The sequence below is a fragment of the Spirosoma jeollabukense genome (assembly GCF_054777855.1).
In genome coordinates this window covers 1,080,618-1,097,432 of the sequence record NZ_BAAHAD010000001.1, presented here as the reverse complement: position 1 = coordinate 1,097,432, position 16,815 = coordinate 1,080,618, and the positions used below count along the sequence as shown (strand labels likewise).

Genomic DNA, 16,815 nt, shown 5'->3' with positions numbered 1-16,815 from the left:
AACTTTATTGGGCAGCGGCTGCATGTCTAAACAGAGCACTCGGATACTAACTTTATTTGTTAAAATAATCGATCTTATCCGCATCGGAATTGTTGGCCGTATTAGCCTCGTCCTCGCTCCCCTGCAGCACCATGGCGCTAATCGTTAATTGGCCCTTCGTGTTTCCCGGATTCAACTGCCCAGTCAGGCCCACCGATAGTATCTGTTGTCCTTCAATTGGAACCTTGCTAGTGAGGATGTAGTAGGCCGAATTGGAGTCTCCATCAAAGTTCCACTGGTTATTATCCACAGAGCCGGGGTAGCCCGGAATGCTGGCCGCATTCGGATCGAAGGTCAACGGTATCATTAAGTCTTTAGAGATATACAGTGAAACGAACCCTGTGCTAGCTATCCCGTTGATTTCGGCCACTTTTACGACCACTGCTACGTTGCTTTTGCCATAGGTTGTGTTAGGGCTGGTGTAGAGAATAGGCACCAGGTCGTAATGAAAAGGGTTGCTAGAGCCGCTCTGCTGTGAGTAGATAGGATTACTGGACGAACCCATATTTTTTAAGTACAAAAACTTACCATTGGCTGTGCCGATGATCGCATCCAGGTCGCCATCGCCGTCCGTATCTCCCAAACTCGGACTGGCATTGAGATCTGTACCATTACCCTGCCCGCTGAAGGGGTTAGTGCTTCCCGTTTGCTGCGAATAGATAGGGTTGATGGCCGTGCCCACGTTCTTAAAGAATAGAATCGTACCGTCGGCCGTGCCCACAATCGCATCTAAATCGCCGTCGCCATCCATATCGCCAAGGCTCGGGCTGAAGTTACCGTTAGCGCTAACTCGCAAATTCGGGGCTAAGCCACCAAATGGGTTGGCACTTCCTGTCTGTTGGCTATAAATCGGGTTAGTGGCCGTGCCTACGTTCTGGTAGTATAGAAGATTACCATTAGCCGTACCAATAACGGCATCCAGGTCCCCATCTGCATCGATATCTCCCAGACTTGGCGCGGCATTGGGGTTCTCACTATTGCCCTGACCTTCAAAAGGGTTGGTTGAACCCGTTTGTTGCGAATAAATAGGGTTGACAGCTGTACCTACGTTTTTGAGGAATATAAGTGTACCACCAAGTGTACCCACAATGGCATCCAGGTCGCCGTCAGCGTCGATATCCCCCAAACTTGGCGCGGCATTGGGGTTTACATCTGTGCTGTTATAGGGGTTGGATGAACCCGTCTGCTGCGAATAGATAGGGTTGTTAGACGTACCAATGTTTTTAAAGTACAACACTTTTCCACTGGCTGTACCTACCGTTGCATCCAGATCGCCATCCGCATCGATATCTCCCAAACTTGGTGCGGCATTGGAAGTTAGGTCAGTAGTACTAAAGAGTTTAGCAGAGCCATGGCTGGTTGTGAAGGTCTGGGCCCTGATCGATCCATTTGCCAAGCAACCCAACAATAAAAAAACGAACTGCCAGTGCATGCGCTTCAATCGTATAAAATTAGCGCCACGACAGGCGGGCATTTGTAGAAAAGAATTCATAAGTAGTTCTTAAAAAAAGAGGATGTTAATGGGTGGTTAGTAGCTGTTCGTACTGTGTAAACCTTTGACGGGGTAATTAGTACAAAAACGTTTTTCACCACGTAAAATAATTGGATTGTTTTTGGTCAGATATTTATGAAAAGTTTATATTATTAACATGTTTCTGTAATTGCCAACAATTTTGCTGCTATACTATCTGTAAAAACATACAGCTTCGTTGACTTTCGACTTAAATCAGGCGTAAAAAGCGGATCTAATACGAAAATTAGTCATAAGAAATAATTTATTACTATGGGTTCACTACTTATTTAATTGATAGAGCCTAAATACAGGAAGTATTTTAAATCATTAATTCTTAAATCGTTGATAGTTAGATAGTTATGGCCAGGGCAGAGTGGTTTTCTTAGTATATGGAGTTGCTTTTTCTATTTTATGACACAGGCGATTTGTTTAGTTATCGACCTGGTTTATGTTGTAAGCTAGTGTTTAACAATATGTAGAAACTAGTAGCATATAGATTATTGATTTTCTTGAAGGGAAAGTATAATGTGGCTATACTTTGCTATACATTTAGCTCTGATTTTAAAACGAACAGATGGATAAGAAAAAAATCGATGGTCTATCCAAGTAATGAAATTTTGTGTTTATGACAACGTATCCCACAGCAAATACCCGTTCAGCCCCATGATGAGGACAGCAACAATCCAGGATAAGCCCTTCATCCAGACAGGATTGGCAAAGCGACCCATTTTTAGCTTATCACTGGTGAATTGTACTAAAGGGACAACGGCAAAACTGAGTTGAAGTGACAGAATAACCTGACTAAACACAAGGAGCTCGCTGGTGCCTCGCTCGCCGTAAAGAATGGCAACGACCAGGGCAGGTACGATAGCCACCAAGCGCGTAATTAGCCGACGTATCCAGGGCTTGATACGTAGATTTAAAAAACCTTCCATAACAATCTGGCCCGCCAGCGTACCCGTCAAGGTGGAGTTTTGCCCCGAAGCCAGCAAAGCCACGGCAAATAAAATTCCCGCTAGTTTGACGCCTAGAATCGGGTCGAGCAGGCGGTGTGCATCGGTAATGTCGGCGACTTGTTGATTGCCGGAGAAGTGAAAGGCTGCTGCCGACAAAATCAGGATGGCCGCGTTAATGAAAAAGGCCAGAAACAGAGAGACAGTCGAGTCGATGGTGGCAAATTTAATGGCTGATTGCCGTCCAACATCGTCGCGGCCGAAGTCGCGGGTTTGTACAATACTGGAGTGTAAATACAGGTTGTGCGGCATTACCGTAGCCCCCAGAATCCCGATGGCAATATAGAGCATGCCCGGATTGGTAATAATTTCGGTATGGGGCACTAATCCAGCGACTACCTCGCCGACGTTGGGTTGTGAAACCAGTAGTTCGTAGCCAAAACAACCAACGATCAGGAAAATCAGGCTGGCCACGATACGTTCTATCACCTGAAATCCTTTGTTCTGTAAATAGAGTAAAAGTAATACGTCCAGAGCCGTAATAAGAATACCTACCGTAAGCGGCAGGCCGAATAACAGATTTAAGGCAATGGCTGAACCAATTACTTCGGCCAGGTCTGTAGCAGCAATGGCAATTTCAGCTAGTAACCAGAGGCCAACAGATACCGGACGACTAAAATGATCGCGGCAGGCCTGAGCAAGATCACGGCCAGTAGCGATCCCTAATTTTAAGGCTAAATGCTGAAGGAGAATGGCAAATAAATTGGAAATCAGGACAACCGACAATAAGCGGTAACCAAACCGGGCTCCTCCTGCAATATCAGTAGCCCAGTTGCCGGGGTCCATATAGCCCACCGCCACCATCAACCCAGGGCCAGCATATGCCTTTAGCGTTTTGAAAAAACCGCTGTTAATCGGAACATGCACCGAGCTATGTACATCGGCCAGTGAATTTGTGTCATTTGCCTGACGCCAGCCTTTCGTTGGTGTATTCGTTACCTCCATTGAATCGAGAAAAGTATACGCTATGTCTGCCTAAGACGTTGAGTAAAGGTGTAACGTAACAAAGGTATGTATTGTTTAAATAAATTTTTAGATTAGCCTAAATTTTTAGAAAGTTTAACATAAAAACTACCTTTGCCGGTAAACTGTTTTCAATTGTTTAGCTGTTGCAGTTACGTAATCAAGAGTTTATGCAGTCCTTCACCGAAGAAAACTACCTGAAAACCATCTATTACCTCGCTAATCGGCAGCAGGGAGAAGTCAGCACGAATGCACTGGCAGAAATGACGGCAACTAAGGCAGCTTCAGTGACGGATATGCTACGAAAACTAGCTGATAAACAACTTATTCATTATAAGAAATACCAGGGTGTACGCTTAACGGAGGAAGGGGAGCGACTGGCCTTGCAAGTCATCCGGCGGCATCGGCTCTGGGAAGTATTTCTGGTGGAAAAACTCGGTTTTGGCTGGGAAGCTGTTCATGAAATTGCCGAAGAGTTAGAACACGTCCGGTCGGAAGAACTGGTTGCCCGATTAGATACGTATTTGGGTCGACCAAAGTTTGATCCGCACGGTGATCCAATTCCGACGCCTGCCGGCAAAATGCCCGAAACGGGTTTTCGTAAATTATCGGACGTAGCAACCGGAGAAGATGTCTGTTTGCGGGCTGTGTTGGAACATTCGACCGAGTTTCTGCAACACCTCGATCACTCCAACCTGACCCTTGGCTGTTCGGTAACCGTTACCGAAATCAATGCCTTCGACAAGTCGGTACTGGTGCAGATTGAAAATGACCGGACTGTATTTGTCAGTTACGAAGTCGCTAAAAATTTATTGGTAGATAGTCATTAATTATCATCAGGAGTTGACAGGAGTTTGTGACTGCAACTATACTCCATGACTGACGACTAATGACTAAAACTGTTTTATGAAACTACTAGACTGGTATATACTTAAACGTTTTCTGCAAACCTACATCTTCGTGGTGTTGGTGATCGTGCTGGTCGTTGTGATGATCGATTACACCGAAAAGGTGGATAATTTTCATAAGACCCATGCCCCCGGAAACGAGATTTTCTTTAACTACTACCTCAATTTCATTCCATACTGGGCAAATTACATCAGTCCGCTGATGGTATTTATTGCCACCGTATTTCTCACTTCCCGACTGGCGGCCCGTACCGAAATTATTGCCATTCTGAGTAGTGGCGTCAGTTTTATCCGCTTGCTGTTTCCTTACGTTCTGGGAGCAACGGTGCTGGCGGTACTCACCTATTTCATGGTTAATTATATAATCCCGAAGGCCAACAAAACCCGGATCGCCTTCGAAATCGTCTACATCAACGATGCTTATACCTACTCTGGTCGTAATGTGCATCTGAAGATTGCCCCTAATACGTATGCCTATCTGGAGAGCTATAATAACACGAGTAACACAGGGTATAAATTCACGCTGGAGCGCGTTGATGGGAATCAGCTCAAACAAAAACTAACGGCCGATCGGATCGAATGGGAAGCGAAGAAAAAGAAATGGGTTATCCATGACTACAAAATCCGCAGCATCGACGGATTGAAAGAAAACTTAACATCGGGCTCCCTTATCGACACGACACTGAACCTGAAACCCGATGATTTCGGCTCAGATTTCAACCTGTATGAAACGCTCACCCGTCCCGAACTCAATAAGCGCATTGATCTTCTCCAAAGTCGCGGGGCGGATGGTGTTGAGACGTATCTGCTCGAAAAATACAGCCGCGATACAAGACCGTTTGCCATTATTATTCTGACCGTTATCGGCGTAATTATGTCGGCTCGGAAGAGTCGCCGGGGTGTGGGCTGGCAGGTGGCCCTGGGGTTCATTCTGGCCTTTACATATCTCTTGTTTTTCATGCTGGCGAAAGGTATCGCCGAATCAGGTAACCTCAATCCAATTGTGGCGGTTTGGTTGCCAAACGCTATTTTTGCAGCCATCGGTGTATTGTTGTACAATACCATTCCGAGGTAAAATTAATGAAGAGTGAAGAATGAGGAGTGAAGAATATAATAGTATTAGTTATTCTCCACTCCTCATTCTTCACTCTCCACTCTTTATTCATGGTCAATAAACCTTCCCTTACGGATTACCTGCAACTCCACTTCATCGTCCTGATTTGGGGGTTTACGGCCATTTTGGGCAAGCTATTGCAACCGCTCGATTCGTCGGCGGTGGTTTTGTTTCGAACGCTGCTGGCTGTTGCCGGAATGGGAACCTTGCTGCTCATTCGTAAACAGTCAATTGACGTTTCGCCGGCCGACCGCTGGCGACTGCTGGGAACCGGGGCCATTATCGCGCTGCACTGGGTGATGTTTTTTCTGGCGGCCCGCGTCGCCAATGTGTCGGTTTGTCTGGCGGGCATGGCTACCAGTTCACTCTGGGCGAGTGTGCTGGAACCGCTGGTACTACGTCGGCGGGTGCGAACGATCGAAGTGGTGATGGGGGTTGTAGTTATGGCTGGCCTCTACCTGATTTTTCGATTCGAATTCGACAAAGTCGTTGGGCTGGCAATTGCCGTATTTTCGGCCATGTTGTCCTCCCTGTTTACTATCATCAATAGCCGATTCACGCATAAGTACAATGCGCTGGTTATTTCATTTTATGAAATGGCCGGTGCCGTAGTGGGTGCTTTGGCGCTGTGGATGGCCGTCCGTGCGGCTGATCCACTGGCCGCAAACCACGTTGTTCAATACGTGCCTGAAGCCCCCATTCAGTGGGTATGGCTGCTGGTACTGGCCCTTGTCTGCACCGTATATGCCTATTCGGTTGGCGTTCGGTTGCTACGTAAATTCTCCCCGTATATGGCTGTCCTGACCGTTAATCTGGAACCTGTTTATGGCATTCTATTAGCTGTATTGATTTTTGGCGATTCCGAACGTATGACGCCAGGTTTCTACATTGGCACGCTCGTTATTCTGGCGGCTGTGCTGGCTTATCCATTTATGAACCGTCGGTTTACCAAAGCCACCCTGCCGACTACTATTTAAGCGTATCAAACGAACTATGTCTATTTCTTTAACGCGTGTCATTACAGGGCTGCTCGTCCTTTTTACGTTAGTAATAATAGTCCCCTTAATTGCCCTGGCAACCTATAATCATCCCTCGCCAACCGATGATTATTGTTTTGCCAATACGGCCCTTCACTTCGGATTCTGGCAGGCCCAGCAATTTTATTACGATGGCTGGTCGGGGCGGTTCTTTCAAAATTTCATTGTTCATGCCAACCCATTAGTGATTAGATGGTTAGGCGGGTTTAAAGTTTTTCCGGTTGTTATATTGATCTTACTGTTAAGTGGCTGTTATGCCCTGGCCAGTCAATGGCTTTATCGGTTCTTCGGGAAAGACGTCAAATTGGCCTTGACGCTGGGGATTTTCATAGGGTTTGTAACGGTACTCCCCAGCGTTTCGGCTTATATGTTCTGGTATACGGGTATGACTACCTATGGTTTATCGAGCATCCTGGTTTTGTTTTTTCTGGCGATTCTGCTGGCGCATCAGCATCGGGGATTTGGCCTGCAACCCGGTTATATTCTGGGCGAAAGCTTTCTTGTCGTAGCTATTATCGGGTCAAGTGAGACCACCATGATGATGGTCATGTCGGTGTTAGGACTGATTACTTTGGTGGAATTGATACAACGCCGGAAAGTATCGGCTACTACGTTGATTTTACTGGTTGTGGCCGCCATATCGTGTTACTATCTCCTGAAAGCACCCGGTAATTTTGTCCGGATGGGCGGCAATCCAAACAGTCGGGATATTCCCCTGACATTGGTGTCATCGTTACGGTATGCCGCTACGTATGTGCCGCGCCAGTTGTTGTTAACGCCCTGGGTGCCCCTCTTGCTGCTGTACCTGCCCATTGCCTGGAAACTGGTTGGTTCATACCGAACCACCGCCGAATTGCCATCATACCTGCGTGTGCATCCGCTGTTGGGTCTGTTGCATGGTTCCGCTACAGTGCTGGTTATGATTTCGTTGCACTTTTATGGCGTTGGGATTCCGCCTATTCCCCGGTTGATTAACCTGATCAATCTGACGTTCTGGCTTAGCTTTCTGTATAACGCAACGCTTCTAGTGGTAGCGCTGCGTCATCGATTTCAGCCTGCCGTATTGATGCCTTACCTCCGTCCGTTGATGCTGGTAGCGGTGGTCTGGGCGTTGATCAGTTCGTTAGTTGGGCCAATGTTACCAGTTGTATACGGCGACTGGCTCAGTGGCCGTGCTGCCCAGTACGATCGGGCGATGCAGGAGCGGTATGATCAATTAGCTGGGTCGCCGAGTTCTGAAGGGGTGCTATCCCCGTTGCTCGTTTACCCGGCTTCTCTTTATATCGAAGACATTCAGGCGAATCCAGAGCATCTCTGGAACCGTTGCTGGGCTGAGTATTTTCATAAAAAAACGATTCGGCTAACGGACAAGTCAAGTAAGTCGATCCAATAACCACCTATGAATTCAGCTAATATATCGCTTAGGCAAGCGTTAATCTCCCGGTCAACGACACTGGCGCTCGTGCTGATCGGTATTCCTTTCTTTTGCTTTGGCTTACTGTTGTTCACCTACGTAGTGAACGTACCCTGGATGGATGACATTGAAACCTTCCTGAATTTTATGCTGGGTTATACTGGCTCCCAGACGATTGGCGAGAAAGTGGACTGGCTGCTCCGGCCTAACAACGAACACCGGATGCTGGGCGGCAAACTGATTACACTGGTACTCTATAAACTGACCGGAACGGTAAACTTTCGCTGGCTGATCTTTGCGGCATTTGCTTTTTTTCTAGGGATTGTACTCGTGCTTTACCGGGTTTTTCGGTCCATAAATCTGCCATTGATCGCGTTCGTGCCGGTTCCCTTTTTAATGCTTCAGCCCCAGTCTTACCTAACGACGATGTGGGCCATTACGGGGATGCAGCATGAGGTGGTCATAGCCCTGGTCATCACCGCGCTTTACTTGCTGGCGGGCGGTAGCCGCAATCGGTTTGCCGGTGGACTTGGCTTGCAGATTCTGGCGTCGTTTTCGATGAGCAATGGCTTGTTCGGATGGGTAGCGGGGGCTGTATTACTCACGACACAGCGGCAATGGGCGCGATTGGGCATCTGGCTTGTGGTAGGTGTCGGCGCTATCCTGTATTATTTTCATGATTTTCAGAATGCGCAGGGAAACGACAGCAGCATTACGTTCTTTCTGGCGAATCCTCATCTCACCTTCTTTGGCTTTTTTACGTTTACAGGCGGCCTTTTCGATTTTTTCTTCGAGTCCGATATTTTCCGCCGGAGCATACTACCCACTATTGCGGGAATGATTCTGATTCCGGTGATGCTCTGGCTGCTCTGGCGTATGAATAAACCACTCCTGCAGGGTGGTTGGGCATCTGATACACCTAAAAATCAGGAACAGACAGCGCTATGGAAGCGCCGGTATTTTTTCACTGGTTGCTACACATTTCTGATGGTCAATGCGGTCATTATCGCCTTCCTACGGCCTCGTTTTGGGTATTTCGTTATGCTGGTTAGCAACTACATGATTTACCCGGCTTTGCTGGTGTCACTGCTGTATCTTAACGTATTGAGTGAGCAGTATCAAAACCGGAAGGTGATACGTCGCTGGATGACGCTTGGCGCCGGAATCAGCCTGATGGTATGGGGCGTCTGGTACGTACTCCGAATGCCCAAAGTCGCATACCGCAAACAGGAACTATTAACCAACGCGTATAATCAGGAGCACAACGATGTGGGTCTGGGGGCATCGTTAGGTACGACTTTTGCCCAGTCGGCACAGCGGTGGATGGATGACGCGGTTGCGAAAGGCATGTATCAATATCCGGCGGCTTTTTATACGCCTTATGAGCAGATGTTGCAGGAACCCATTGCCGGAAAACCTACTAAGGCAATCCCCTTACTTACGAAGGAGTATCCTGATGTAGAGTTGGTTCGGACAAATGGGTGGCGGGTACCTGATGGCTTGTCAAACGCCTGTTTTATCGTAAAGTCAACGGAACGGACGTATCTATTTCCGGTGCCTACCCTATTTTCGCCTAGATCTTTTTTTCTGGGGCACAGCATCCCTGGGTTGGAGTCCGAAATATTGAAAACGTCGCTGTATCCCGGTACATATCAGGTCGGTATCCTGTTACACCCAGCTCATGATTCGGCTATCCAGTATCTTGATCACACGATCACGGTTCAATAGGTACAAGCCATCAGAGGCCTACCGTTCCTTAAGAAAACGAGTTGGATTATATCCTGAACGTCAAAAAAGTTTACTTTTGTCAATTCTGCCACCGACTCAATCTATACGACGTTGTCAACTCCACAAATTTCAATTATCGCACCATTATTTAATGAAACCGAGTCGTTTCCAGCGCTAGTTTCTCGATTAAATGCGGTGATGGATGCCTCGCCACTAGCTATTGAAGTTGTACTTATTGACGATGGAAGCCGCGACGATACAGCGGCACTAATGCAGCAACTAGCCTTAACAGACGTTCGATACCAGTGCGTTTTTCTGTCCCGAAATTACGGTCACCAGATTGCACTGACAGCTGGTATTGCAACGGCCTGCGCCACAGAAGCTCTCTTTATTATTGACGGCGATTTGCAGGACCCGCCCGAGTTACTAACGGAATTTTATAAGAAGTACAAGGAAGGCTACGATGTGGTGTATGCCGTACGAAAGAAGCGGAAGGAAAACTGGTTTAAACGGACGGCCTACGCATCGTTCTACCGGCTGATGCGCTCCATCTCCTACGTGGATGTACCGCTGGATAGCGGTGATTTTTCGCTCATTAGCCGCCGGGTGGCCGATGTGCTGAACAAGATGCCCGAAGAGAGCCGCTTTATCCGGGGCATGCGTAGCTGGATCGGTTTCCGGCAAATTGGCGTCGAATATGAGCGCGATGCCCGCCTGGCTGGCGAGTCGAAATACTCCTTCAAAATGCTGCAACGCCTGGCCTACAATGGCATTTTTAACTTCAGCGAATATCCGATTAAGATTATCACCCGGATTGGCATGGTCACCATTGCGGTAGCCGTGATCTATTTGATTCAGACGCTGATCAAACGGTTTGTTTACCACGATGTACCACAGGGATTCACCGCCCTTCTTTTCGCGATCGTTCTGTTTAGTGGGCTGCAACTCATTGCGCTGGGGTTAATTGGTGAGTATGTGCTACGGATATTTTTTCAGGCGAAAGGTCGCCCGCTGTATGTGATTCGGGAAGTAATCCGGGATAAAGAACGTCAGCCTTTGTAATACCTTAGCGGTCTGGCAACGTAGCAGTACCCTGATCTGACTACCTGTTCTGCCCGCATTAATTGCCCGGTTGCTCCAATGAGTATGTACTACTATCGTGCTGCAGATCAAACGGGTATATTGAAAATTAGTCGCTAGTCGTCAGATTAAAGTCGGTATACTGTATCGGATGACTGACGATTGCCGATTATCGATTATCGACTAACGGATGCTCTTTAACTCGCTACAGTTTTTATTATTTTTCATTGTCGTTACGCTCGGTTACTTCAGCCTGAAGTGGCAGGGTCGGTGGATATTGTTGCTGGTAGCCAGTTGCTACTTCTACATGGTTTTCCAGCCAGCCTACATCCTGATTCTGTTTCTTACCATTGTCATTGATTACATCGCTGGTATCTGGATTGAGAAAACAAGTGGCAAAGCCCGGCGATGGCTACTGATTTTATCCCTGATTTCCAATCTTGGCATTCTGGCGTTCTTTAAATACCTCGGATTCTTCACCGAAAACGTAGCCAGCCTATTCGATGCCCTGAATATGCCGGACGTTGCCCATTCCGTTACGGATTTGATTAACCGGATATTTGTGAAGGTGTTGCATGTGTTTGGGCAAAGCGGCATTACGTCCTATAAAAGCAACATGAGCATTCTGCCCATTGGGCTGTCGTTTCACACGTTTCAGGCTATGAGCTACACAATTGAAGTGTATCGGGGAAATCACAAAGCTGAACGACATTTCGGTATTTACGCGCTCTATGTCATGTTCTATCCACAGTTGGTGGCTGGCCCGATCGAACGGCCGCAGAACGTATTGTGGCAGTTTCATTCGTATTTCAACTACGATGTTGAGAAAGTAAAATCCGGATTGATGCAAATGGCCTTTGGCCTGTTCAAGAAACTTGTTATTGCCGACCGGCTGGCGCTGCTCGTGGATCATGCCTATACGTCTCCTGATCAGCACAATGGGTTGACGCTGCTGGCGGCTACGTTCTTTTATACGTTTCAGATTTACTGTGATTTTTCGGGTTATTCCGATGTCGCTATCGGGGCGGCACGGGTTATGGGCTTCGACCTGATGGAAAACTTCCGAACGCCTTACATGGCTCAATCCATTTCGGAGTTCTGGCGACGCTGGCACATTTCCCTCTCGACCTGGTTCCGGGACTATCTCTACATCCCGCTGGGCGGCAACCGTAAGGGCGAAGTTAGGCAGTACCTGAACATGCTGATTGTATTTCTAGCCAGCGGCCTATGGCACGGCCCCAACTGGACCTACGTGATCTGGGGCGGCCTGAATGGCTTGTATCAGATACTGGCCGTTCTGCGCGATAAGCTATTGGCAAAACTGGGTTTTTCCAACAAACCACCCGGCTCGGTGACTTCGCCCGTTAACGATACAGAAGCCCGCAAATCGCCGGTACGTGTGGTGATAAACACGTTCGTTACGTTCGTCCTGATTATGCTGACGTGGGTGTTTTTTCGCGCCCACAACCTGAGTGATGCCTTTTTGATTCTGCAACGAATTGGTACGTTGTCGATAAGCGACACAATCGACAGTCCGATGAATTCGGTAGAGATGTGGTTCAGCATTTCCCTGATTGTGTTTCTCTTGCTGAAAGAGCAGTTTTTCCTTATGATTCCAACACGTAATACCGCCCGCTTTGTGGTATTGTTCGCTCTAATCACGTTCGTAACGTATCTATTCGGCGTTTTCTCCTCGAATCAGTTCATTTACTTCCAGTTCTGATTTGCAATTCGCGAATTGCAAATCTTCAGTACTTCCAAACCGAAGGCAGGGGCCACTTATTTCTCTTCCGAAAACCCCATCGCTACACCATTCATGCAGTAGCGCAATCCGGTGGGTTCGGGGCCATCATTGAAAACGTGGCCGAGGTGAGCATCACAAACGGCGCAACGTACTTCCGTTCGATTACCGTCGGGTTCAGTATAAACCGCATTAGCGACAAGAGGGGCGTAAAAACTGGGCCAGCCCGTATGGGAGTCGAACTTGGTAGCAGACGAGAACAATGGATTGTGGCAAGCGACACAGGTATACGTACCGTGCCTGTGTTCATGCGTCAGGTCGCTGCTATTAGGCCACTCCGTGCCACTTTTACGAGCAATGTTGTATTGCGATCGTGTTAGAATTTCTTTCCATTCGGCATCCGTTTTTTCAACCCGTCGCCCATTGGGCGATGTGGCTCCGGGTGGGCGACGATGTGGCGGACGAGGCTTAGCCAGATACGTACCGTAGACCCACAAACTACCTGCTAGGAAAAGTGCAATCAGGAGAAAGAGCGTGTTCAGTTTCATCCCTGTCAAAACACGGATGCGACCAAATTAATTACCCAATCGCCACTTTTCGCAAAATCGAGTCGATCACCTGCAAGGTCGTTATGCCATCGGCTTCGGCCTCGTAGTTGAGCATAATGCGGTGATTGAATACGTCTGGCGCTACTTCCTTGATGTCCTCAGGCAATACGTAGTCGCGACGGTCGAAGTAGGCCAGCGCTTTGGCGGCCAGGTTGAGGTTGATACTGGCGCGGGGCGATACGCCAAATTGAATATAGCGGGCTTCGTCGCGGAGGTTATATTCCAACGGTCGGCGGGTGGCGAAAACCAGTTCGATAATGTACCGTTCGAGCGTTTCCGAAATCGTGATTCCATTGATTTCGTCGCGAATAGCAACCAGTTCTTCTTTGCCCAAAACCGGTTGTACTTCGTAATTGAAGTTCATGTTCGACATTCGGCGCATGACTTCCAGTTCGTCGTCTTTACTCAAATAATCGACGAAAACTTTCATCATGAATCGGTCGACCTGCGCTTCGGGCAACGGATATGTACCTTCCTGCTCCACGGGGTTTTGGGTGGCCAGCACCAGAAACGGTCGATCCAGTACGAACGTTTCCTCGCCAATGGTCACCTGCTTTTCCTGCATGGCTTCGAGCAAGGCCGACTGCACTTTGGCGGGTGAGCGATTGATTTCATCGGCCAAAATAAGATTGGCGAAAATCGGTCCCTGTTTTACCTCAAACTCGGCCGTTTTCTGATTGAAAATCATCGTCCCAATCAGGTCGGCGGGCAACAGATCGGGGGTAAACTGAATGCGCTGAAAATCTAGTTCCAGCGCTTTAGCCAGTGTGTTGATGGTTAGGGTTTTGGCTAGCCCCGGAACGCCTTCCAGCAGAATATGCCCACCCGTAAAGAGTCCAATGAGCAAGCGATTAAGCAGCCGTTCCTGCCCGACCACAACCTGGCTCATCTCACTGAATACTTCGCGGATTTTTGTATGATACGTAAAAGAGGTGGTTGGCTGCATCATCAAAAGTTTTCAGTTTACGGTTTACAGTTTACAGTTGGCTGGCGCGTATAAGCACTTTGCGCCAGCCAACTGTAAACTGTAAACCGTAAACTCCTCAACTAAAAACTAAAAAGTTGCCCGAATGCTTCGGTCTTTACCGTGAATATCTTTATAGACCTGAATATTAGAGAAACCCCGGTCGGCAAAAACCTGCCGGGTTGCCGCGCCAAATCGTTCGTTTATTTCAACGTAGCAAGCGCCGTCTTTTGTCAGGTGGCGAACGCAAAAATCAGCGACGGCTTTATAAAAAACCAGTGGATCGTTGTCTTCCACAAATAACGCCAGACCCGGTTCGTAGTCCAGTACGTTCCGGTTCATGTCGGCCGCTTCGGAACGCGTTACATAAGGTGGATTGCTCACAACGCAATCAAACCGGCGGCTAAAATCGGGGGGGACGTTCAGAATGTCCTGAATCTCGAACGTAACGTCGGCGTTGAGGTTTTCGTTGTTACGCTGTGCCAGGGCGAGGGCTTTATCCGACACGTCCCAACCCGTCACCACCGATTGGGGCAAGAAGCGGGCTAGGGTAATAGCGATACAACCGCTGCCCGTGCCGATGTCTACTATCGGGACGTCGTCGGTACGGTCGGCAAAATCGTGCATGATGAGCCGCACTAAATCTTCGGTTTCGGGCCGGGGAATTAATACGTCGGGCGATACCTCGAACTCTAACCCGCAGAAAATCGTCGTGCCAATGACGTGCTGGATAGGTTCCTGGCGATTGAGTCGTTCCAGGATTTTAAACCAGTCCGGTTCAGTGCGATTTGGCGGCAGCGGTTTATCGGTAAGTACATCCGTTTTGCGCAAACCAAAATAATGGTCGAGCAACATAAACGCCATTTCCCGCGCTTCTTCGGGGGAATAGGCCCTAATGTTTTTACTGAGTCGTTCGTATAGAGGCTTGGCGGTGGCCATTGGGTTCTGTCGAGTAATTTTGCCAAAAATAGGGAAGTTTTCACGGTTTATAGTGTTTGGTTTACGGCGAATCGTCGTGGTGAAATGCCGAAAACCATAAATTGAATCCCGTCAATGAGACAGCACCAATCGCAAACAATGAACGAAATCTTCATGCTTCGCGCGCTCGAACTGGCTACGCTCGGTCGGGGATATGTCAGTCCGAATCCAATGGTTGGCTGTGTAATTGTTCACGGCGAACGTATCATTGGTGAGGGGTGGCATCAGCGGTATGGGGAAGCTCACGCTGAACGTAACGCCATTTTTTCGGTTCGTCCCGACGATATGCATCTGCTGCCCGAAAGCACGGCCTACGTAACACTCGAACCCTGTTCGCATTATGGCAAACAGCCACCCTGTGCCGATTTGCTCATCGAAAATAAAATTGGGCGGGTTATTTGTTGCAACGACGACCCTAATCCACTGGTGTCGGGGCAGGGATTTGATAAACTGAGGGCGGCTGGCATTGCTGTTGAAACCGGCGTTTTGGCGACCCTGGGCCGCGAATTGAACGCTCGATTTTTTACCTTCTTTGAGAAGAAACGACCCTACATTATCCTGAAATGGGCTGAAACCACCGATGGATTTATTGGCGCAGTAGGAGGGACGCCCGTAAAAATAAGTGGTGATCTATCGCATCGATTGGTCCATCGGTGGCGGGGTGAAGAAGACGCCATTATGGTGGGTACCAACACGGCCCGCAATGACAACCCTAGCCTGAATACCCGGCTCTGGCCGGGTAAAAACCCAGTACGTATTGTCATCGATAATCAACTCTCACTTGATCAAAGCCTAAATCTTTTCGACGGCTCTCAACCGACTATTGTTTATCATCAAGTTGACGAAAACAACGTATCAGATCGTCCCAATGTCTTTCGCTCTTTCGTTTCCCGGAGTGCCGGACCATTTCTCAATCAGCTGTTAACCGACCTTCACCAACGTAACATTCAGTCGGTGCTCGTAGAAGGCGGTGCTACATTGCTGCAATCCTTCATAGACGCTGGCCTTTGGGATGAGATGCGGGTATTTCGCAGTCAGATGATGCTGGACACGGGACGGTTCGCCGATGCTATTAAAGCGCCCGTCGTGCGGGGTAAACTAGCAAGTCGGGAAATGGTGGGCAAGGACGAACTGTCGATGTATAAAAATAACCCTGGAGGTTAATCCGGGGCTATTTTTATACGCATTACATTAATCGACCTTTACTGCGATTGAGCAACAGGTGTCGCGTTGGCTCCAATATTCCCACTCGCTACCAACGTAGTGCCTGACGTAATCTTGACGTTGGCGCTGTAGGTAGCCAGCTTGTCGTAGAAACCGGCTTCATTGATCGTGAAATACTTGTTTGTCGCAAATTCGCCGGTAGCCCCACTGATGGCATCAAGCGGTTTCAGCGCCTTGGTGGAATTGTCGGAAAGTTTACCCTGGTAAATAGATGACGCATAGGTCGTTCCGGTTGTTGTTTTGTAGAGAGCCATCTCGACCAACGTAACCGAGGAACTGTACTTATAGAACACTACTCGCCCGTAAGCAGCTGATCCAGAGGCCGACGTTAGGGTATACGACTTATAGGTCGTTACCGTGCCACCGCCTTGCGCTACGCTTAAATTTGGTTCATATTGTTGCTGCTCACACGAACTAAGGAACGCGAGCAGAGACAGAAAAAGGCCCGCTACAGGGAGAATGCTTCGTTTATTGAAAGATTGGTTCATAGC

The 16,815-nt window shown here is 48.2% G+C and carries 14 protein-coding genes; 8 read left to right on the top strand and 6 right to left on the bottom strand.

The annotated features are described in order from the left end of the window. Nucleotides 1-52: 52 nt before the first annotated feature. Both ACYVEA_RS04450 and ACYVEA_RS04445 read right to left on the bottom strand, forming a co-directional pair. Nucleotides 53-1,531 carry an FG-GAP repeat domain-containing protein gene (locus tag ACYVEA_RS04450; protein WP_461112126.1) on the bottom strand — a complete coding sequence of 493 codons (1,479 nt, stop codon included), beginning with the start codon at nt 1,529-1,531 and terminating at the stop codon, nt 53-55. 644 nt (nt 1,532-2,175) lie between these two features. Then, nucleotides 2,176-3,510 (bottom strand): Nramp family divalent metal transporter, encoded by a 1,335-nt coding sequence (locus ACYVEA_RS04445; RefSeq protein WP_461112125.1) that lies wholly within the window; start codon nt 3,508-3,510, stop codon nt 2,176-2,178. Between the two features lie 188 nt (nt 3,511-3,698). Here ACYVEA_RS04445 and ACYVEA_RS04440 point away from each other — a divergent pair, with 188 nt between their 5' ends. The 7 genes from ACYVEA_RS04440 to ACYVEA_RS04410 all read left to right on the top strand — a co-directional run bounded on the left by ACYVEA_RS04440 (nt 3,699) and on the right by ACYVEA_RS04410 (nt 12,532). Continuing rightward, complete coding sequence (locus tag ACYVEA_RS04440) at nt 3,699-4,358, top strand: metal-dependent transcriptional regulator (protein WP_093828274.1); 660 nt, start codon at nt 3,699-3,701, stop codon at nt 4,356-4,358. 76 nt (nt 4,359-4,434) lie between these two features. Next, nucleotides 4,435-5,511, top strand: coding sequence for an LptF/LptG family permease (locus ACYVEA_RS04435; protein WP_461112123.1), 1,077 nt, complete (start codon nt 4,435-4,437; stop codon nt 5,509-5,511). An 89-nt stretch (nt 5,512-5,600) separates the two neighbouring features. After that, a complete protein-coding gene (locus tag ACYVEA_RS04430) occupies nt 5,601-6,527 on the top strand; it encodes a DMT family transporter (RefSeq protein WP_461112122.1) in 927 nt (308 codons plus the stop codon). A gap of 16 nt (nt 6,528-6,543) precedes the next feature. Further along, nucleotides 6,544-7,980, top strand: coding sequence for a DUF6056 family protein (locus tag ACYVEA_RS04425; RefSeq protein WP_461112121.1), 1,437 nt, complete (start codon nt 6,544-6,546; stop codon nt 7,978-7,980). Nucleotides 7,981-7,986: 6 nt separating this feature from the next. Further along, the gene (locus ACYVEA_RS04420) at nt 7,987-9,729 is read left to right on the top strand and encodes a hypothetical protein (RefSeq protein WP_461112120.1); all 1,743 of its coding nucleotides are present in this window, start codon (nt 7,987-7,989) and stop codon (nt 9,727-9,729) included. Nucleotides 9,730-9,840: 111 nt separating this feature from the next. Continuing rightward, nucleotides 9,841-10,791, top strand: coding sequence for a glycosyltransferase family 2 protein (locus ACYVEA_RS04415; RefSeq protein WP_461112118.1), 951 nt, complete (start codon nt 9,841-9,843; stop codon nt 10,789-10,791). A gap of 208 nt (nt 10,792-10,999) precedes the next feature. Continuing rightward, nucleotides 11,000-12,532: an MBOAT family O-acyltransferase gene (locus tag ACYVEA_RS04410; RefSeq protein ID WP_461112117.1), complete on the top strand. Its 1,533-nt coding sequence runs from the start codon at nt 11,000-11,002 to the stop codon at nt 12,530-12,532. A 56-nt stretch (nt 12,533-12,588) separates the two neighbouring features. On the opposite strand, the gene msrB is transcribed toward ACYVEA_RS04410, so the two are convergent. The 3 genes from msrB to prmC all read right to left on the bottom strand — a co-directional run bounded on the left by msrB (nt 12,589) and on the right by prmC (nt 15,061). Beyond that, complete coding sequence (gene msrB, locus ACYVEA_RS04405; RefSeq protein WP_461112116.1) at nt 12,589-13,098, bottom strand: peptide-methionine (R)-S-oxide reductase MsrB; 510 nt, start codon at nt 13,096-13,098, stop codon at nt 12,589-12,591. 31 nt (nt 13,099-13,129) lie between these two features. Then, nucleotides 13,130-14,104 (bottom strand): AAA family ATPase, encoded by a 975-nt coding sequence (locus ACYVEA_RS04400; RefSeq protein WP_461112115.1) that lies wholly within the window; start codon nt 14,102-14,104, stop codon nt 13,130-13,132. A 108-nt stretch (nt 14,105-14,212) separates the two neighbouring features. Beyond that, nucleotides 14,213-15,061, bottom strand: coding sequence for a peptide chain release factor N(5)-glutamine methyltransferase (gene prmC / locus ACYVEA_RS04395; RefSeq protein ID WP_461112114.1), 849 nt, complete (start codon nt 15,059-15,061; stop codon nt 14,213-14,215). A 138-nt stretch (nt 15,062-15,199) separates the two neighbouring features. Here prmC and ribD point away from each other — a divergent pair, with 138 nt between their 5' ends. After that, nucleotides 15,200-16,264 (top strand): bifunctional diaminohydroxyphosphoribosylaminopyrimidine deaminase/5-amino-6-(5-phosphoribosylamino)uracil reductase RibD, encoded by a 1,065-nt coding sequence (gene ribD, locus ACYVEA_RS04390; protein ID WP_461112113.1) that lies wholly within the window; start codon nt 15,200-15,202, stop codon nt 16,262-16,264. Between the two features lie 38 nt (nt 16,265-16,302). On the opposite strand, the gene ACYVEA_RS04385 is transcribed toward ribD, so the two are convergent. Beyond that, nucleotides 16,303-16,812, bottom strand: a complete 510-nt coding sequence (locus ACYVEA_RS04385) for a hypothetical protein (RefSeq protein WP_461112111.1) — start codon at nt 16,810-16,812, stop codon at nt 16,303-16,305. Nucleotides 16,813-16,815 lie beyond the last annotated feature (3 nt).